Source organism: Priestia sp. FSL W8-0001, from assembly GCF_038050335.1.
Lineage (GTDB): Bacteria > Bacillota > Bacilli > Bacillales > Bacillaceae_H > Priestia > Priestia flexa.
Window position 1 is genome coordinate 3,846,645 of the sequence record NZ_JBBPAL010000001.1, and the last position, 20,013, is coordinate 3,866,657.

Below are 20,013 nucleotides of genomic sequence, written 5' to 3' on the forward strand. Positions count from 1 at the left end.
GCACTTACTTAGACTTTAATGGTATATATTCCCTAACAACCTGTCTAATTTCATCAATATCAAACGGTTTTGCAAAATGCGTTAACGCACCTAAATCTTTTGCTTCTTGGATCATATCTAATTCACCATAAGCAGTCATTATAATTACTTTTATTGTCTTATCATACCCTTTTAATCGTTTTAAAATTTCAATTCCGTCCATCCCTGGAATCTTCATATCGAGCAAGACAAGATCAAGTTGTTGTTCTTTTGCAATGTCAATCGCTTGAAACCCATTCGCTGCTTGAAAAGTTTGATACCCTTCCTTTTGCAATACTTCTGTTAGTAAAATACGAATTCCGTACTGGTCATCTACAATTAAGATTTTTTCAGTCAACATAATCCCACCTTCTATACAGCCTCTTGTTGAGACAAAACTAACATATGTATTTCGTTATAAAGCGACAAATCCCTGCTCATTTAAGGAAATCTTACAAAATACAGGAATTTTAGTCATTATTCTTACTTTGTTTTTCCATACTTTTTTATTATAACTTGTTTTACACTAGAATATGGATATATTTTTTCGATATAATGATTAGCAAACACTCTTGAGAAAGAGAAAGGTGACTTTATCATGCTTAAAATTTTCACAACACAATTGTCTAGCTATTTTAAACGCATAGGCGAAAAAGAAGAATTCAACTTGGAAGATGGTGCTCGTATTTTAGCTCAAGCAGCCATTGGAGAAGGAAACATTTATATTTATGGAGTAAATGAAATGCAAGCCGTGATGTACGAAGCGACGCAGAGTGCAGAGCCGTTAGCTCATGCAAAATCTCTAGAGCTCAATGACATTAGCAGCTTAACATCCGTAGATCGAGTACTCATTGTTACAAGGTTTTCTACAGACGAAAAAGCAGTTCAAGTAGCACATACTCTACTGGAACAAGGAATTCCGTTTGTTAGCATTGGAGCTATTCCCAAAGAGGTTCAAGGTGAAAGTATTCATGAACTAGCAGATGTGCATATTAATACGTATCTTTTACAGCCACTTATCCCTGATGATAGCGGGGAACGCTTTGGATTTCCAGCTCTTATGACTACTCTTTATGCGTATTATGGCTTATCCTTTACATTAAAAGAAATCATGGATGAAAATGAGTAACAACAAAAAAGACGCTGTCTGTCACAGCGTCTTTTTTGTTGTTTTTTATTGTTGTTGTCCTAATTCAATTGATGCACGAATAAATTCTCTAAATAGAGGTTGTGGACGATTTGGACGAGACGTGAACTCTGGGTGGAATTGAGCTGCTAAGAACCATGGATGGTCTTTTAACTCAACGATTTCCACTAAACGACCGTCTGGGCTTGTACCTGAGAAGATAAAGCCTTTCTTCTCCATCTCTTGACGGTATTCGTTGTTGAACTCGTAACGGTGACGATGACGCTCGTAAACAACTTCATCTTGGTATGCTTGATGAGCTAATGTACCTTCTGTTAACTTACAAGGATACAATCCTAAGCGAAGTGTTCCACCTAAATCTTCAACATCCTTTTGTTCTGGTAATAGGTCAATGATTGGATAGTTTGTGCTTGGAGCAATTTCAGCAGAGTGCGCTCCGTCTAAACCTAATACGTTGCGAGCAAACTCTACAGATGCAAGTTGCATACCTAAGCAAATACCTAAGAATGGAACTTTTTGCTCACGAGCATATTGAGTAGCTACAATCTTACCTTCGATACCGCGGTCACCAAATCCACCTGGTACTAAGATACCGTCAACATTACCTAATAGTTCACTTACGTTTTCTTGCGTAACGTGCTCTGAGTTAACCCATTGAATGTTTACATCTGCATCAAATGCATAACCAGCATGGCGCATTGCTTCAACAACTGAGATGTAAGCATCTTGAAGCTCTACATATTTACCAACAAGAGCAATTTTCGTTGTTTTAGATAAGCCTTTTACTTTAGCTACAAGCTCTTTCCACTCCGTCATATCGGCTTCTTTACAATCTAATTTTAAGTGATCGCACGTGATTTGATCTAAGTGCTGGTCTTGTAGCGATAGTGGAATTTCGTATAATGTCTCCGCATCTGCACATTCAATAACTGCTTTTTTATCGATATCACAGAATAGAGCTAGCTTTTCTTTCATATCTTCAGAAATTGGCATTTCTGTACGTACAACAATAACGTTTGGTTGAATTCCTAAACTACGAAGTTCTTTAACGCTATGCTGTGTTGGCTTTGTTTTCATCTCGCCTGCAGCCTTTAAGTATGGCACTAATGTACAATGAATGTACATTACATTATCGCGACCGATATCGCTTTTAATTTGACGAATAGCTTCTAAGAATGGCAGAGATTCGATATCTCCTACCGTTCCTCCGATTTCCGTAATAACAACGTCTGCGTTTGTCTCTTTACCTGCACGGAATACTTTTTCTTTAATTTCATTTGTAATATGAGGGATTACCTGAACTGTTCCACCTAAGTAGTCACCGCGACGCTCTTTTTTCAATACAGTTGAGTAAACTTTCCCTGTTGTTACGTTACTATAGCGATTTAAGTTAATATCGATAAAACGCTCATAGTGCCCTAAATCTAAATCTGTTTCTGCACCATCATCCGTAACGAATACTTCACCATGTTGGTATGGGCTCATTGTTCCTGGGTCTACGTTAATGTATGGATCGAACTTTTGAATAGTTACGTTTAATCCACGATTTTTTAATAGTCTACCTAGAGAAGCAGCAGTGATCCCTTTCCCCAAAGAAGATACAACGCCACCTGTTACGAAAATATATTTTGTCATTTGGTCTTCCCCCTCTAAATTTGTTAAAGTGTACAATACTAAAAGTTTTTACATAAACAATCACAATTCATTCATCATCATGCATGAAATTATTAAAAGCATTATTGGGAATGCTTATTGAAGAAGAATAAGAATTCAACTGTTCAGTACGAAAAAGCAAAAACTCGACAGCAAGATGAGCCTGTATGGTTTCTAGCTCCAAGGTGCCAAGTTTTAAAAAAAAAATTGCTCCCAATGCCATAACAGGATTGGGAGCAATGTTCTATATAATATGTTTAAACTTCTTAAATACTCGTTTAAAGAGCCCAAAAAAGATTCTACATATTTCAATGACAAAAGTCAAGAACCATTATGATAGATTATTTTTCATCCTCATACTCAAGGTCTTCTTCGGCTTCTTCATCTGCTTCTTCTTCATCTAGATCTTCATCTAAATCGTCAAAGTCTTCTTCCTCTTCTTCAATAACATCTTCTTCATCTAAATCTTCAAAATCACCGTCATCTTCTTCAGCTAATTCATCAAGATCATCGAAATCTAGATCTTCTTCTTCTAAATCATCAAAATCATCCAGCTCGTCTACAACAGCTTTTTTCGCTTTCTTCTTCTTCGGCTTAGCTGCTGGCACAATATCTTCTTCTGCCTGATCAAAAGGATACCAACCCCTTAACCCCCAATAGTTTTCACCAACCGTTAGGAATCGACCATCGATATTAATATCTGTATAGAACTGCGCAATTCTTGACTTTAATTCTGTATCTGACATCTCTGTTGCTTTTACGATTTCATCAATAATTTCTTGAAATGAAATAGCTTGACGGTCTGTTTTCTCACTTAACAGCGCATACGCAATTTCGATCATTGACATCTCTTTTAATTCTTCTTTTGAGTACTTTTCTAAACTCAAAGGTGACACGCCCTTTCTATGTATATCTAAAATCTATTAAATCAATTCATCATAAGTTCAAATGATGGACACGAATAAATACATACCATTCATTATAAACAAATTCAATACATTTATGCTAGCCTCGATTCTAAAAATCTCTTGGAAATTGCAAAATGAAACAGAAACTACTAGCGCCATATGGCTAATAGTTTCTGTTTCTAAACCGATTTACATATTTCGACGATACTGTCCACCACATTTATAAAGCGCCTGTGTAATTTCACCCAAACTTGCAAACTGGACGGTATTCATGAGCTCTGCGAAAATGTTTTCTCCGTTGTTGGCAGCTTTTTTTAACCTTTCAAGCGCTGGCTTTACATTGTCAGCATGTTTTTCTTGAAACGCTTTTAACTGCTCAATTTGATAGTTCTTTTCTTCCCAAGATGCACGAGCAAGCTGCATATCATTAACATTTGTATCACCTTGCTCATTGGGGTTACGGTACGTATTTACTCCAACGATTGGCAAAGAACCATTATGCTTTCTCATTTCATATTCCATTGACTCATCTTGAATTTTGCCACGCTGATATTGTAGCTCCATAGCACCTAACACTCCACCTCGTGTGTTGATACGTTCAAACTCTTGTAAAACCGCTTCCTCTACTAAATCTGTTAACTCTTCTACAATAAAAGAGCCTTGAAGCGGGTTTTCATTCTTTGTCAATCCATTTTCTTTCGTAATAATTAATTGAATAGCCATCGCACGGCGCACCGACTCTTCCGTAGGTGTTGTAATAGCTTCATCATACGCGTTCGTGTGCAGAGAATTACAATTATCGTGAAGAGCCATTAATGCCTGCAATGTTGTACGAATGTCGTTAAACTGAATCTCTTGAGCATGAAGTGAGCGACCAGACGTTTGTACATGGTACTTTAACTTTTGACTCCGTTCGTTTGCTCCATATTTATCACGCATAACAATAGCCCAAATACGACGAGCTACGCGACCAATTACCGTATATTCTGGATCAAGTCCATTGCTGAAAAAGAAGGAAAGATTCGGTGCAAAATCATTAATATTCATGCCGCGACTTAAGTAGTACTCGACATACGTAAATCCGTTAGCAAGCGTAAACGCAAGTTGAGAAATTGGATTAGCTCCTGCCTCTGCAATATGATAGCCAGAAATAGATACAGAATAGTAGTTACGCACATGATGCTTCGTAAAATACTCTTGGATATCCCCCATCATCTTCAACGCAAACTCTGTAGAGAAAATGCATGTATTCTGCCCTTGATCTTCTTTTAAAATATCTGCTTGGACAGTTCCTCTAACTGTACTCAACGCCTTGCTTTTCACCGTTTCATATTCTTCTAGACTCAGCTGGCGCTTTAGTTCTGTCTCCCTTTTATTCACTTGCTGAGCAATCGCTACGTTCATGAACATCGCTAATATAATAGGAGCCGGCCCGTTAATGGTCATGGAAACAGATGTAGAAGGTGCACATAAATCAAAGCCTTCATACAACTTTTTCATATCATCTAATGTACATACGCTAACGCCACTTTCACCAATTTTACCGAAAATATCAGGCCGTTCCGCTGGATTTTCACCGTATAGCGTCACCGAATCAAAAGCCGTGCTTAAACGCTTCGCATCATCATCTTTGGACAAATAATGAAAACGACGGTTCGTTCTTTCTGGTGTGCCTTCTCCGGCAAATTGTCGTTTCGGGTCTTCACCTTTTCGCTTAAATGGAAAAACTCCTGCTGTAAATGGAAATTCACCTGGAACGTTCTCTCGGTATAACCAATGTAAGATATCTCCATCATCTCGAAATGTAGGCAACGCTACCTTTGGAATTTTTAACCCTGACAATGTCTCAATTTGTAAATCTGTTTTGATTTCTTTTCCTCGCACATATGTCCTTAAGACGGGCTGACGATAATCATTCTTTAAGTCTGCCCACCTTTCTAACTTCTCTTTTGATTCTTTGGATAGCTGATTTTCATAGTTTTGCAAGAGTCCCTTCAGTTCATGCTGACTGTCTTTATGTTTGACCTTATTGATAACGTCTTTTACTTGCTGAGTTTTATGCGCAAAATCCCCTTGCTGTTTTGCATAGTTATGGTAATCTCGCACTGTATTTACAATCTCCTGTAAATACTGCTGTTTATCTGGAGGAATAATGGTATGTGACTGTTTTTCATCTGTAGATAGGGTTGGCTTAAGCTGAATATTGAACTGTTGATTAATCGTACGAATCAACTCATTATATAAATGATTTGTTCCTGGGTCGTTAAATTGACTTGCAATTGTGCCATAAACAGGCATATCATCTAGTGAGTCTTCAAAACGTTCATGGTTGCGCTGGTATTGCTTTTGAACTTGGCGCTTCGCATCTTCAGACCCTTTTTTCTCAAATTTATTAATAACAACAAAATCGGCATAATCAAGCATCTCAATCTTTTCAAGCTGCGATGGGGCACCAAACTCACTCGTCATGACGTACATGGATACGTTGGCCAGATTTTTAATTTCCGCATCCGCTTGCCCAATACCACTCGTTTCGACAATAACCATGTCGAAACCAGCTGCCGTTACAATATCAACTGCATCTTTAATAGCTGCTGATAGCTCATGTTTAGAAGAACGTGTTGCCAAGCTTCTCATATAAACTCGATTGGATGAAACGCTGTTCATTCGAATTCGATCTCCTAACAGCGCTCCTCCTGTTTTTTGCTTGGTTGGATCAATTGATAATACGGCAATATGAAGGGATTCATTTTCTTCTAAAAAGCGACGAATTAATTCGTCCGTTAAAGAACTTTTACCAGCTCCTCCTGTTCCTGTTATACCTAGAACAGGAATATTGGACGCCTGTTTTAAATCTCTTTTAATAGCTTCTAGGGTTGCCGCTTGTTCTTGCATAGCCCCATTTAAAAGCGCGTTCTCAACCACTGTAATATACTGAGCAATGGCTTGATGGTTGATTTTTTCCAACCGATCGACCGAAGGTATTTCAGGCAAAACTATCTTCTGGCACTCATCTACCATATATTGAATCATGCCTTGCAGCCCCATTAAGCGCCCATCCTCTGGAGAGAAAATTTTAGCAATTCCGTAATGGTGAAGCTCTTCTCTTTCGCTTGGAATGATAACCCCACCACCTCCTCCATAAATACGAATGTGGGAAGCGCCTTTCTCTTTTAGCAAATCATACATATATTTAAAGTACTCGACGTGACCTCCTTGGTATGACGAAACAGCAATTCCCTGAACATCCTCCTGTATGGCCGCGTTCACAATCTCTTCAACAGATCGGTTATGGCCTAAGTGAATGACTTCCACTCCTAACGATTGCAAAATACGCCTCATGATATTAATGGACGCATCATGGCCATCGAATAAGCTAGCCGCCGTTACAAAACGTACTCTTTTCTTTTGCTCCATTATAATAATGCCTCCCCATTAAACAGATTGGACTGAAAAATCTTTTAGCAAAAACTTCAGCTGTATGTTTGTGTATTCTTCCAGCGTATAGTGTTGCTGCAGCCACCAACGTCTAAATGCCCACATCTGCCCCTGGACAAAAATATGATGGGATAGCAGCTTTATCTCTTTGTCATCTAGAAGGAATTGCTCGCTTTGGATGCAACCACGGATTAATGTCTCAAACATGCCCACCATCTCAAGCTCTTTCTTTAATACATAAGGAAGAGCATCCTTTGATAATGATTTTGCTTCTTGGTACATAACAAGGACTTCATCTTGAAGTTCGTTAATAACCTTAAAATAATGCGTAATTGCCTTTTCTAAGCATTGAACCGTATAGCCTTCAAGGTGCATCTCTTCTTCTAAGCGCTCTCTTACCTCTTCATAAATGCTGTCGCAAACTAAATAAAGAACATCTTCTTTTGACTGGATGTATTCATAAAGCGTACCGATACTAAAACCTGATGATTTTGCGATTTCTCTCGTGGTCGTTCGATGAAAACCTTTTTCTTTAAAAAGACTAACTGCGCCTTTCACCATCTGCGTCCGTCTTTCTTCAATTAACCGCTCATCCTTAATAGAGGTAAGCACTTCCCTTTTGCTCATTAACATCCACCTTCTCCGCTCTTTATTTTGAAAGGTAACGAGAAATAACTAAACGCTGAATCTCTTGAGTCCCTTCATAAATTTGGGTAATCTTCGCATCACGCATATATCGCTCAACTGGATAATCCTTTGTATATCCGTATCCACCAAATACTTGAACAGCTTCTGTCGTGACTTTCATAGCAGTATCACCTGCATAGAGTTTCGACATGGCTGATTCTTTTCCGTAAGGTAGCCCCTCTCCTTCTAGCCAAGCTGCTTGATACGTCAATAAGCGTGATGCCTCAATACTGGTTGCCATATCAGCTAACTTAAACGCAATTCCCTGCTGTGCAATAATTGGTTTACCAAACTGGTGACGCTCTTTTGCGTACGCAACTGCTGCGTCTAGAGCTCCTTGAGCAATCCCTACCGCTTGAGCAGCAATACCGTTTCGACCACCATCCAACGTCATCATGGCAATTTTAAAGCCGTCTCCTTCCTTACCCAGTAGGTTCTCTTTTGGCACTCGGCAGTTCTCAAAAATAATTTCCGTTGTGGGCGATGAACGAATGCCTAGCTTCTTTTCTTTCTTTCCAACAGAGAATCCTTCCATATCCTTCTCCACAATGAATGCGCTCGTTCCTTTTTGTTTTTCTTCCGGATTTGTGCGGGCAAATACGACATAAATATCCGCTTCTCCACCGTTTGTAATAAAGATTTTCGAGCCGTTTAATACATAGAAATCGCCTTCTTTTACAGCGGTCGTTTTCATGCCTCCCGCATCAGATCCTGCACTCGACTCAGTAAGTCCGTAAGCACCTATTTTTTCTCCTTGCGCCATGGGCTTTAAGTACGTATGCTTTTGCTCTTCGCTCCCGAACTTAAAGATTGGCCACCCAGCAAGAGATGTATGGGCTGACAATGTCACCCCTGTTGATGCACATACGCGTGATAGCTCCTCAACAGCTATGCAATACGCTAAATAGTCACTTCCAATTCCCCCATACTCTTCAGGCCACGGAATGCCAGTTAATCCCAACTCACTCATTTTTCGAAAAATCTCTCGGTCAAAACGCTCTTCTTCATCTCGCTCTTCAGCTGTAGGTCCTACCTCATTCTTAGCAAAATCTCGAACCATTTTACGAATCATTTCATGCTCTTCTGATAGTTTAAAATACATGTTAAACTCCCCCAGTTTATAAAGATTTACTGATTACGATACGCTGAATTTCACTTGTTCCCTCATAAATTTCACATACCTTTGCATCTCGGAATAAACGTTCTACAACATTTCCTTGTATCACTGCTCCAACTCCAATAAGTTGAATGGTTTCCGTCGTAAGATTCATTGCAGCTTGCGAAGCAAAAAGCTTTGCCATTGAAGCTTGTTTTGTACACTTCATGCCTTGCTGATATAAATAAGCTGCGCGATAAACGAGTAGCCGAGCTGCTTCCACTTGAGTTTCCATATCAGCAAGCTTTCCTTGTTGAAGAATACTCTCCTTTTCTTCCGTGAATACTATATTTTTGTTCGCTTCATAAAGGGCTCCTTCTGCAATTCCCAGGGACTGCGCTGCAATGCCAATTCTCCCTGCATCTAAGTTGGCCATCGCAATCTTAAAGCCCTCTCCCTCATTCCCAAGGCGATTAGAAACTGGTACTTTCATATTTTCAAAGTGCAACTGCACAGTACGAGATCCATGCAAGCCCATCTTCTTTTCATCTTTTCCAACGTGAAACCCAACCATATTTTTCTCTACAATAAAAGCCGTGATTCCTTTGGAACCTAAGCTGCTGTTAGTTTTTGCAAACATAATGTACGTATCTGCTTCTCCGCCGTTTGTAATAAAAACTTTGGAACCGTTTACAATATAGTGGTTTCCTTGTTTCTCAGCATTTGTTTTTAGACTAGATGCATCAGATCCTGCATTTGGTTCGGTTAAAGCAAAAGCGCCTAAATATATTCCTCGGGATAATTTCGTGACATACTTCTGCTTTTGTTCATCCGTTCCAAAACGAAGGATTGGATTAGTACCAACGGACGTATGAACGGATAAAATAACGCCTAAAGCAGGGCTTACTTTGGATATTTCATGAATTGCCATGGTATATGAAATAAAATCGAGCTCTTGACCACCGTAAACCTTTGGAATGGGAATCCCAAGTAGGCCTGCATCTCCCATTACTTTTAAGGTCTCTTTTGGAAACTCTCCGTTTTCCATTTTTGGAACCACTTTTATCACTTCATCCGCAACAAATTTACGAATGAGGTGTTGAAAGCTGAGCTGTTTATCCGTAAAAGCAAGCATCTCACCACTCCTTACTTGTCATATGTAAAAAAGCCACGGCCTACTTTCTTTCCTAGCCAACCTGCTTTTACATATTTTCTTAGCAACGGACACGGTCGATATTTATCGTCTCCAAATCCTTTGTGAAGTGTTTCCATAATAAATAGACAGGTATCTAAGCCAATAAAATCAGCTAGCGTCAGCGGTCCCATTGGATGGCGCATGCCAAGCTTCATCACTGCATCAATATCTTCTTTCCTTGCAACACCTTCATATAACGTATAAATGGCTTCATTAACCATCGGCATCAAAATTCGGTTTGATACAAATCCAGGAAAATCTTCTACTTCTACGGGAACTTTATTTAAGCGCTCAGACGTTTCGTGAATCACTTTATACACTTCATCGCTTGTAGCTAACCCTCGAATAATTTCAACTAACTTCATCACAGGTACTGGGTTCATAAAATGCATTCCAATGACTTGTTGAGGTCGGCTCGTTGCGGCTGCAATTTCTGTAATAGGCAGTGAAGATGTATTGGTAGCCAAGATTGTATGAGGTGGCATAAGTTGATCTAGCTCTTTGAAGAGTGATTGCTTAACCTCCATTTTCTCCACGACGGCTTCCACTACTAAATCCACTTGCGCTGCATTAGAAAGGGACGAAATTGGATAAAGCCTATTCATAACTTCATCCTTTTCAACTTTTGTCATAGCTGCTTTTTCTACTTGACGATTTAATTGCTTATCGATAAATGCGATTCCTTTTTTGATCTGTTCTTCTGACATATCGTAAAGTGAAACGTGGTAATTTGACGTCATAAAAACTTGAGCAATTCCTAGTCCCATTTGTCCTGCTCCGATTACAAGTACGTTCTTAATATCCATGACCTTCTCCCCTTTTTAATGTACTTCTACCATCACAGCGTCCCCTTGGCCACCGCCACTACAAATTGCCGCAATTCCTAAGCCACCCCCACGGCGCTTTAGTTCGTGAATAAGAGTAACTAGAATCCTCGCTCCGCTTGCTCCAATTGGATGGCCAAGTGCGATAGCTCCTCCGTTTACGTTCACTTTATCAGCGGGTAAGTTCGCTACCTGCATACTCATAAGCGCTACGGCTGCAAAAGCCTCATTAATCTCAAATAAATCAATATCTTGAACGGTTTTATTGCAACGCTTTAACAACTTCTCTATTACTAACCCTGGCGTAATAGGGAAGTTTTGTGGCTCAACAGCTAATGATGTATGACCTACAATTGTTGCCATTTGTTGATAACCATTTTTCTTTGCTTCTTCTTCGTCCATTACAAGTAGAGCTGCTGCGCCATCATTTACACCAGGTGCGTTTCCCGCAGTAATTGTTCCGTCATGATTGAATACTGGTCGCAGTGTGCTAAGTCTCTCATATGAAGTATCATGACGAGGCCCTTCATCTTGCTTAACTACTTCTGTTCCTTTACGCGTCTTTACATCAATGGCCACAAGCTCATCCTGCCACTTCCCCTCTTTCTCAGCTTGAACGGCCAGCTGATGACTACGCAATGCCCATTCATCTTGCTTTTCCCGGGAAATATTCAGTTCACTTGCCAATCGATTTCCGTAAGTCCCCATATGAACTCCTGTAAAGCTACATGTTAAGCCATCATGAATCATCAAATCTTTCGCTTGGCCATCTCCCATTCGAAAGCCCCATCTTGCTTTTGGTAACAGATATGGTGCATTGCTCATAGACTCCATTCCTCCGGCCACAACCGCTGAAGCTTCTCCTAAACGAATATACTGATCTGCTAACATCACGCTTCTCATTCCTGATGCACATACTTTGTTAATGGTTTCTGTTTGCACACTCCAAGGTAAACCAGCATGATGCAACGCTTGACGAGATGGCAATTGTCCTTGCCCCCCTTGAAGCACACAGCCCATAATAACCGAATCAATGTTTTCCGCTTCTACACCAGCATGCTGAACCGCGGATTTTATAGCGTGGCCACCGAGCTCTGAGGCAGTTAGTGAGCTTAAAGCTCCTCCTAATTTACCAAAAGGTGTACGCACAGCACTGACAATGACAGATCTCCTCATCTATAACTCCCCCTTTTCCTATTGAACGTTTGCTCAACTTGATGACAAACAAAATCTCTATCTCTTACAAGGTTGTAGCCCCCGTTCTTTTAGTAGCATTTGGGGGCTTTAAACCTTCATCCTTCTGTAATAAACTCCCTTATCATACAGGTTGTTTTGCTTCGTTTATGCCAAAAATTGATTTTTCTAAGAGCTCTGCTACATCATATGTTCCTACTTTTTCTTCAACTTCTTTCGCTTTTGTACCATCGCTAATCATCGTTAAACAGTACGGACAGCCAGAGCTAATAATGCCTGGGTTTACTTCCAAGGCTTGTTCTGTACGCGCGACGTTGATTCGTTGACCAGAGGTCTCTTCTGCCCACATGAGCCCTCCTCCTGCACCACAACACATTCCACTTTCACGATTTCGAGCCATCTCAACCATTTTCACTCCTGGAATTGCTTTTAAAATTTCACGCGGCGGGTCATATACTTCGTTATATCTGCCTAAATAGCAGGAATCATGAAACGTAACGGTTTCTTCAATTGGAAAGTTGGGCTTTAACTTTCCTTCTTTCACAAGCTGTGCTAAAAGCTCCGTATGATGATACACTTCTGCTTCTAACCCAAAGTCTGGATATTCATTTTTGAAAATGTTATATGCATGAGGATCAATCGTGACAATCTTTTTCACTTCGTTCTTTTCAAATTCCTCAATGTTCTTAGAAGCTAACTCTTGGAATAAGAACTCGTTTCCTAATCGACGCGGCGTATCTCCAGAGTTTTTCTCTTTGTTTCCTAAGATAGCAAACTTAACTCCTGCTTCATTTAGCAGTTTTGCAAAAGCAAGCGCAATCTTTTGACTTCGATTATCGTAAGCTCCCATCGAACCGACCCAAAATAAATATTCAAATTCTTCTCCACTCTTCTTCATTTCTTTAACCGTCGGTACATGAATATCTTCTCGCATTTCTCTCCAAGTTTCTTTTTCTTTACGATTTAATCCCCATGGATTTCCTTGACGCTCGATGTTCGTCATCGCTCTTTGAGCATCCGGATCCATTTTCCCTTCTGTTAAAACTAAAAAGCGACGAAGATCAATGATTTTATCCACATGTTCGTTCATTACTGGACACTGATCTTCACAATTACGACAGGTCGTACACGCCCAAATCTCTTCCTCTGTAATGACTTCTCCTATTAAAGACGGGTTGTATTCCAAAGTAGCTGCTACTTCGCTGCTGCTTTGGCTTGCTCCCATGACCGCAAGCTGGTTTCCTTTTGTATTGGCAAAAGCATACGTAGGCACCCAAGGCGCTCTGGACGTTACGACAGCACCCTTTTCAGTCAAGTGATCGCGTAGTTTCAAAATTAAATCCATCGGTGAAAGCATTTTCCCTGTCCCAGTCGCTGGACACATGTTTGTACATCGTCCACACTCTACGCATGCATATAAGTCGATGAGTTGGTTTTGTGTAAAATCTTCAATTTTCCCTACACCAAATGTTTCTTGAGACTCGTCTTCAAAATCGATTTTCTCTAACTTCCCTGGCTTAGAAATGCGATTGAAAAACACGTTCGCTGGACCTGCAATTAAATGGGCATGCTTAGACTGCGGTACGTAAACTAAAAATGCTAATAAAACAAGTAAGTGAATCCACCATGCTACATAGAAGATGACAATAGATGCGGTTTCGCCAATTCCATTCAAAAGAAAGGCAACGGATGATGCAATTGGCTCAGTCCACGCTAAGTCATGGTTGTGCCAGATTAGTGACATCCCATTTCCAATTAGTACTGAAAGCATCAAGCTACCAATAAACAAAAGAACCAAACCTGATTTAAACCCTCTTTTTAATCGAACAAGCTTTTCAACATAACGGCGATGAAAAGCCCATATAACCGCAACTAAAATCAAGACAGTTATAATTTCTTGAAAGAATGTAAAGCCTGGATATAGCGGACCTAATGGCAGATGCGCTCCAGGAACTAACCCCTTTAAAATAAAATCAATCGCACCGAACTGAACTAGAATAAATCCGTAGAAAAAAAGAACGTGGATGATTCCACTTTTCTTATCTTTTAATAATTTTTTTTGGCCAAAAACATTTACCCATACTTTGTTCAGTCTTTCTTTTAGTTTTTGATCAAACTCCACTTTCTTACCTAATTGGATGTACATTAACCTCGTTCGAATTAAGTAAATAAACAACGACCCTGCGTAAGCGGTTACAATTAGAAATAAAATTAAATTGGCCCACAATAAAGCTGACACATAATTCCCTCCTTCTCCCTGATGAAAATTTAGAAAATAATGAACTTTTCTTCATTTTATATAATGAATGAACATTCAGTCAATATATTTTCTTTCTTTTTTGTTCATATTCTATTTAAACGAGGTGAAACTAAGAACAGAAATAAGATGATTATCGTGAATTATTCGGTTGATGGAGGGTGGGAAAGGAAATGTTGGCTACTGTAATTATTTTAATCGTTATTTTGATTGTCGCATGGTTTGCCATTGATTTAGGTGTTGGCAAAAAGGAACTCATGCAAAAAGAGCGTACATTTCCAATGCGTCAAGCATCTCTCAAACTTTTCACTGATGGAACGAAGTTTTACAATGACTTGTTTAAATCAATCGAACAAGCAAAACATTCCATTCACATTTCTTTTTATATTGTCAAAAACGATGAGGTTAGCAAAAAATTTGTGGATCTTCTCTGCGAAAAGGCAAGTCAGCAAGTTGACGTTCGGCTACTCGTTGACCGCATCGGTAGCATAAAGCTCAATCGGAAGATGAGAAAACACCTTCTGGCTTGCGGAGTGAAGTTTTCATTTAGTCGTCGGCTAAAATTCCCTTATTTATTTTATACAATAAACGCAAGGAATCATCGAAAAATGACTATTATCGACCAGTCCATCGGCTACATTGGAGGGTTTAATATTGGCCAAGAATATTTAGGCTTAGATCCCACATTAGGAACGTGGAAAGATTATCACTTAAAAGTAACGGGAGAAGCAGTAAATGATTTGCAAACGCAGTTTTTAAGAGATTGGAGCTCATCTATGAACGATGAAGAGCAGCACGAAGAGGTAATTGACAGACAAATAAAAGACCCCTCTATGCAAATCGTGCAATTCCGCTCAACGGAAGGTGTTTCCTTAGAAGATCATTTCTTGCACATCATCAATGAAGCAAAAAATGAACTTTGTATTGGAACTCCTTATTTTATCCCAACAGAATCTTTAATGGCGGCTATTTTAAAAGCGCGTAAACGAGGCGTAACGGTGTATATCCTTATCCCAATGAGAGCAGATCACCCACTCGTTCGCGATGCAGCCTTCTCTTATCTTCCTGCTTTAGTCGAAGCGGGGTGCCAGATTCATCAATTTTATTATGGTTTCTATCACGGAAAAGTGATGATTGCTGATGAGCGAATTTGTGATGTGGGAACTGCTAACTTTGATAAAAGAAGCTTGTTTTTAAACGGAGAAATCAATTGCTTTATCTTTGACCCTGTTTTTATTAAGCATGTAAAAGAAACGTTCCACACCTGTTTACACGACTGTCCTCTTCTTTCTTTATCTGATATAAAAAAGCGGACTTGGTTTGATAAATTTAAACAAGGGGTAGCTACGTTTATATCCCCACTTTTATAGCTATGAAAAGGAGTTAACAGACATGAATGTCAGATTTGGCTATGTTTCCCACGCTTTGTCCTTGTGGGACTGCTCACCTGCAAAAACGTTAACGTTTGCACGCTGGAGTAAACTCTCAAAAGAGGAACGCATAGAGAAATTATATGAAGTTACGCAACAGAACTTGTACCATACAAAACGAGCTTTACATTATAACATTGCACATGAAATCATGCTTTACCGTCTCTCTTCTTCCCTTGTTCCTTTAGCTACTCATCCTGAAGTCGCATGGGATTTTGTAACACCTTTTCAACAAGAATGGAAAGAACTTGGTCACTTAGTAAAGTCTCATCATCTACGGGTAAGCTTTCATCCTAACCAGTTCACTTTGTTTACGAGTGATAAGCCGCAGATTACTGACAATGCTGTTTTAGATATGAACTATCACTATCAAATGCTAGAAGCAATGGATGTGGTAGATGGATCGTTAATTAACATTCATGTTGGTGGAGCTTACGGAGATAAGGTTAAGGCCTTGGAGCGTTTTCAACAAAACTTAAAGAAGCTTCCAATGCATATTAAAAAGCAGATGACGCTTGAAAACGATGATAAAACCTACACAACAGAAGAAACGTTAGAAGTTTGTGAAAAAGAGCAAATTCCGCTTGTATTTGACTTTCACCACCATCAAGCAAACTTGGGAACACAGCCTCTTGAAGATTTACTACCACGGATTTTTGAAACCTGGAAGCATGTAAATATCAGACCTAAGGTACATATCTCTTCACCGAAGTCCGAAAAAGCATTTCGCAGTCATGCTGATTACGTATCTTCTGAGTTTGTGAAGCCTTTTTTCCAACTAGCCAAAGAGCTGAATCAAAATTTTGATGTGATGATTGAAGCGAAACTAAAAGACCAAGCACTATTAAAGCTTGTAGAGGACTTATCCAAAATTCGCGGTGTAAAAAGAATTGGTGGAGCTACGCTAAAGATATAAAAAAACCCCCTTTGAAAGGGGATCTTTTATTACATTTTTTCAGGAGCCGAAACACCAATTAATTTCAATGCATTTTGTAGAGTAACCTGCACTGCTTTGATAAGCTCTAAGCGTGCTTTACTTGTTTCGATATTATCTGTGTCAATAACTTTATCTGCGTTGTAGAAGCTGTGGAACGTTGATGCTAAGTCAAAGATATAGTTTGTAATGCGGTGAGGAATGCGTTTTGTTGCCGCTTCAGAAACAGCTTGTGGAAACTCACCAATTTTCTTTAGTAGGTCCATTTCTTTCTCAGACTGAATTAGCGTATACTCTACGTTTCCTTTTGTTAATGCTTCAATTTCAGCACCTTGCTTTAAGATACTGCAAATACGAGCATGTGCATATTGTGCATAATATACCGGATTTTCGTTGGATTGAGAAACTGCTAAGTCTAAGTCGAAGTCTAAGTGCGTGTCTCCACTTCTCATTGCAAAGAAGTAGCGAGTTGCGTCTAAGCCAACCTCTTCTACAAGGTCTCGCATCGTTACAGCTTTACCTGTACGCTTACTCATCTTCATCTTTTCACCGTTTTGATACAGCTGAACCATTTGAATAATTTCAACTTCTAGCGTATCTTTTCCATAACCAAGGGCTTGGATTGCAGCTTTCATACGCGGAATGTAACCGTGGTGGTCAGCACCCCAAATGTTGATTAACTTGTCAAAGCCACGCTGAATTTTGTCTTGGTGATAAGCGATATCCGGCATTAAGTAAGTAAATGAACCATCGTTTTTAATTAATACTCGGTCTTTATCATCACCAAATGTTGTTGAACGGAACCATGTTGCTCCTTCTTCTTCATAAACGTGACCTTGTTGCTTTAACGTATCAAGCGCAACTTGAATTTTATCGTTTTTATATAGAGATGTCTCAGAGTACCATACATCGAATTTTACACGAAATTGCTCTAAATCACGCTTCAATTTTTCCAACTCATAATCTAATCCGTACTGGCGGAAAAACTCAAAGCGCTCTTTTTCATCAGCTTTTGCATACTGATCTCCATACTTTTCAGCTAACTCTTTACCAATGTTGATAATATCTTCACCATGGTAGCCATCGGCAGGCATTTCTTTGTCCATACCTAAAGCCTGCATATAACGCGCTTCCACTGAGTACGCTAAGTTGTTAATTTGGTTACCAGCATCATTGATATAATATTCACGAGATACATCATAACCTGCCTTAGCAAGAACATTACATAAAGAATCTCCTACAGCTGCGCCGCGAGCATGCCCTAAATGCAAATCTCCTGTTGGGTTTGCTGATACAAACTCAACCTGAACTTTTTCACCGTTTCCAACGTTTGATTCACCATAAGCTTCTCCTGCTTTTAAGATGGTTGGAATTAATTCTGTTAAATATGAGTTGTTCATGTAAAAGTTAATAAATCCAGGGCCCGCAATTTCAATTTTTTCAATTGAAGCTTTTGATTTATCAAACTGTGCTACTAGCTCTTCTGCAATAGCGCGAGGTGCTTTTTTTGCAATTCGTGCAAGCTGCATCGCCATATTTGTAGAATAATCACCGTGGGCTTTATCTTTTGGTACTTCTAACACGACTTCTGGTAGCTGATCTTTTGTTGCTAACTCAGCTTTTACAACTGCATCTTGAATCTCAGCTTTTAACTTACTTTGCACTTGTTCAACAATGTTCATGTTCTTCCTCCTTGAATGTTATCGTTACAGCGTACTTCCCTACCGATTGACCTTGCAATGTCAAATCGTACGTAAAAAAGAGATGACCTCTTTTTTGGAGCTTTTTATATTCAATGTTATGAGCATATGTCATCATATCCATACGGCCATAAGGACTCATATACGTTCCTTCAAGCTTAACTTTTTTACGAAAAGACTGCTTCATTTTTACGGCACCGGTACGGTTAATCGTTACTTCATCCTCTTTAATCTTCAGTAACGTTTTAATATCCCCTACTTCTTCTTGATGCTCCGTATACGTTAAATAAACCACTTCGTCTTTTTTATAATACGTTCCTTGAGCCTCAACCGCCGTTGTTTCCTTCATGTGTCCGTCTCGAATGTCCGTCACAATCTTAATTGCGATTGGCTTTTTAATCGTTGAAGCGTTATTCATCTCAAGACACTTCCTTAATTTTTACGAATACTTTATAACTTAAATAGTATAAACATTCCGAGACAAGAATTCAATAATACTTCAAGTTTTCGCTCATCTTGTAAAAAAGAGTAGGCCGCATTTCTATCAATGCAACCTACTCTTCTATATATTTGTTTAGCGCTTTTGAACCCAACCTAAAATCATTTCACGAATAAGCTTACTAGCTGTATTGGCCGTTTGCTCAGAGGAATCATAGATTGGAGCAACTTCTACTAAGTCTGCACCCGCAACGCGGATATCTGATTTAGCAATCTCATGAATAGATGCTAATAGCTCTTTTGATGTTATGCCCCCCGCATCTACTGTACCTGTACCTGGGGCATGGGCTGGATCTAACACATCGATATCAATCGTTACATAAACTGGACGGCCCGCTAGCTTAGGTAAGATTTCTTTTAAAGGTTCTAATACTTCAAATTTAGAAATATGCATGCCGTTCTCTTTCGCCCATACAAATTCTTCTTTCATACCTGAACGAATACCAAATGAATAAACGTTGCTTGGCCCAATATGCTCGGCAATTTTACGAATTGGTGTGGAGTGAGACAAAGGTTCACCTTCATACTCTTCACGTAAATCCGTATGCGCATCCATATGAATGATAGCAAGATCCGGATATTTCTTATACATCGCTTTCATAACTGGCCATGAAACCAAGTGCTCGCCACCCATTCCAAGCGGAAACTTATCGGCTGCTAATAGCTCATCGATATAGCCCTCAATCATGTCGATGCTTCGCTGTGCATTTCCAAAAGGAAGTGGAATATCACCAGCATCAAAATATTTTACTTCTTCAAGCTCACGATCTAAATATGCGCTATATTCTTCTAACCCAATTGATACTTCGCGAATACGAGTTGGACCAAAGCGAGACCCCGGTCGGTAGCTTACTGTCCAATCCATTGGCATACCGTATAGTACGGCTTCGCTTTCTTCAAAGCTAGGGTGACTTTTTATAAATACATTACCTGAATATGCTTCATCAAAACGCATGAGAATGCCTCCTTGTCATAAAAACAAGACGCCAAGCCTTTTGACTGACATCTTGTCTATGGTTTGTACTTTATCCGAG

Annotated in this window: 16 protein-coding genes; 3 read left to right on the forward strand and 13 right to left on the reverse strand. The window is 39.4% G+C overall.

Features of this window, described 5'->3' with window-relative positions:
- Positions 1-4: 4 nt before the first annotated feature.
- Positions 5-379, reverse strand: a complete 375-nt coding sequence (locus tag MKZ18_RS20265; protein WP_090752722.1) for a response regulator — start codon at positions 377-379, stop codon at positions 5-7.
- Positions 380-616: 237 nt separating this feature from the next.
- On the opposite strand from MKZ18_RS20265, the gene MKZ18_RS20270 reads away from it, so the two are divergent.
- Positions 617-1,147, forward strand: a complete 531-nt coding sequence (locus MKZ18_RS20270) for a DUF2529 domain-containing protein (protein WP_025908732.1) — start codon at positions 617-619, stop codon at positions 1,145-1,147.
- 45 nt (positions 1,148-1,192) lie between these two features.
- On the opposite strand, the gene MKZ18_RS20275 is transcribed toward MKZ18_RS20270, so the two are convergent.
- The 9 genes from MKZ18_RS20275 to MKZ18_RS20315 form a co-directional block, all read right to left on the reverse strand.
- Positions 1,193-2,800: a CTP synthase gene (locus tag MKZ18_RS20275; RefSeq protein WP_025908731.1), complete on the reverse strand. Its 1,608-nt coding sequence runs from the start codon at positions 2,798-2,800 to the stop codon at positions 1,193-1,195.
- Positions 2,801-3,159: 359 nt separating this feature from the next.
- The gene (gene rpoE, locus MKZ18_RS20280) at positions 3,160-3,705 is read right to left on the reverse strand and encodes a DNA-directed RNA polymerase subunit delta (RefSeq protein WP_025908730.1); all 546 of its coding nucleotides are present in this window, start codon (positions 3,703-3,705) and stop codon (positions 3,160-3,162) included.
- 210 nt (positions 3,706-3,915) lie between these two features.
- Complete coding sequence (icmF, locus tag MKZ18_RS20285) at positions 3,916-7,143, reverse strand: fused isobutyryl-CoA mutase/GTPase IcmF (protein ID WP_035320295.1); 3,228 nt, start codon at positions 7,141-7,143, stop codon at positions 3,916-3,918.
- 18 nt (positions 7,144-7,161) lie between these two features.
- Positions 7,162-7,791, reverse strand: coding sequence for a TetR/AcrR family transcriptional regulator (locus MKZ18_RS20290; protein ID WP_025908728.1), 630 nt, complete (start codon positions 7,789-7,791; stop codon positions 7,162-7,164).
- 22 nt (positions 7,792-7,813) lie between these two features.
- Complete coding sequence (locus MKZ18_RS20295) at positions 7,814-8,953, reverse strand: acyl-CoA dehydrogenase (protein ID WP_061785347.1); 1,140 nt, start codon at positions 8,951-8,953, stop codon at positions 7,814-7,816.
- Between the two features lie 16 nt (positions 8,954-8,969).
- Positions 8,970-10,082, reverse strand: coding sequence for an acyl-CoA dehydrogenase family protein (locus tag MKZ18_RS20300; protein WP_061785346.1), 1,113 nt, complete (start codon positions 10,080-10,082; stop codon positions 8,970-8,972).
- A gap of 11 nt (positions 10,083-10,093) precedes the next feature.
- A complete protein-coding gene (locus MKZ18_RS20305; protein ID WP_025908725.1) occupies positions 10,094-10,948 on the reverse strand; it encodes a 3-hydroxybutyryl-CoA dehydrogenase in 855 nt (284 codons plus the stop codon).
- Positions 10,949-10,963: 15 nt separating this feature from the next.
- The gene (locus MKZ18_RS20310) at positions 10,964-12,142 is read right to left on the reverse strand and encodes an acetyl-CoA C-acetyltransferase (protein WP_061785345.1); all 1,179 of its coding nucleotides are present in this window, start codon (positions 12,140-12,142) and stop codon (positions 10,964-10,966) included.
- 142 nt (positions 12,143-12,284) lie between these two features.
- Positions 12,285-14,399, reverse strand: coding sequence for a 4Fe-4S dicluster domain-containing protein (locus tag MKZ18_RS20315; protein ID WP_061785344.1), 2,115 nt, complete (start codon positions 14,397-14,399; stop codon positions 12,285-12,287).
- A 191-nt stretch (positions 14,400-14,590) separates the two neighbouring features.
- Between MKZ18_RS20315 and cls the strand changes: the two genes are divergently transcribed.
- A complete protein-coding gene (gene cls / locus MKZ18_RS20320; RefSeq protein ID WP_061785343.1) occupies positions 14,591-15,787 on the forward strand; it encodes a cardiolipin synthase in 1,197 nt (398 codons plus the stop codon).
- Between the two features lie 22 nt (positions 15,788-15,809).
- Positions 15,810-16,763 (forward strand): UV DNA damage repair endonuclease UvsE, encoded by a 954-nt coding sequence (gene uvsE / locus MKZ18_RS20325; RefSeq protein WP_061785342.1) that lies wholly within the window; start codon positions 15,810-15,812, stop codon positions 16,761-16,763.
- Between the two features lie 29 nt (positions 16,764-16,792).
- Here the strand turns inward: uvsE and argS are convergent, their stop codons facing one another.
- The 3 genes from argS to speB all read right to left on the reverse strand — a co-directional run bounded on the left by argS (position 16,793) and on the right by speB (position 19,934).
- On the reverse strand, positions 16,793-18,463 hold the full coding sequence (gene argS, locus MKZ18_RS20330; RefSeq protein ID WP_061785341.1) for an arginine--tRNA ligase: 1,671 nt from the start codon (positions 18,461-18,463) through the stop codon (positions 16,793-16,795).
- A complete protein-coding gene (locus MKZ18_RS20335) occupies positions 18,450-18,899 on the reverse strand; it encodes a DUF1934 domain-containing protein (RefSeq protein WP_025908719.1) in 450 nt (149 codons plus the stop codon). The genes argS and MKZ18_RS20335 overlap by 14 nt, the downstream gene beginning before the upstream one ends.
- Positions 18,900-19,055: 156 nt before the next feature.
- The gene (speB, locus tag MKZ18_RS20340) at positions 19,056-19,934 is read right to left on the reverse strand and encodes an agmatinase (protein ID WP_341344594.1); all 879 of its coding nucleotides are present in this window, start codon (positions 19,932-19,934) and stop codon (positions 19,056-19,058) included.
- Positions 19,935-20,013: the final 79 nt, after the last annotated feature.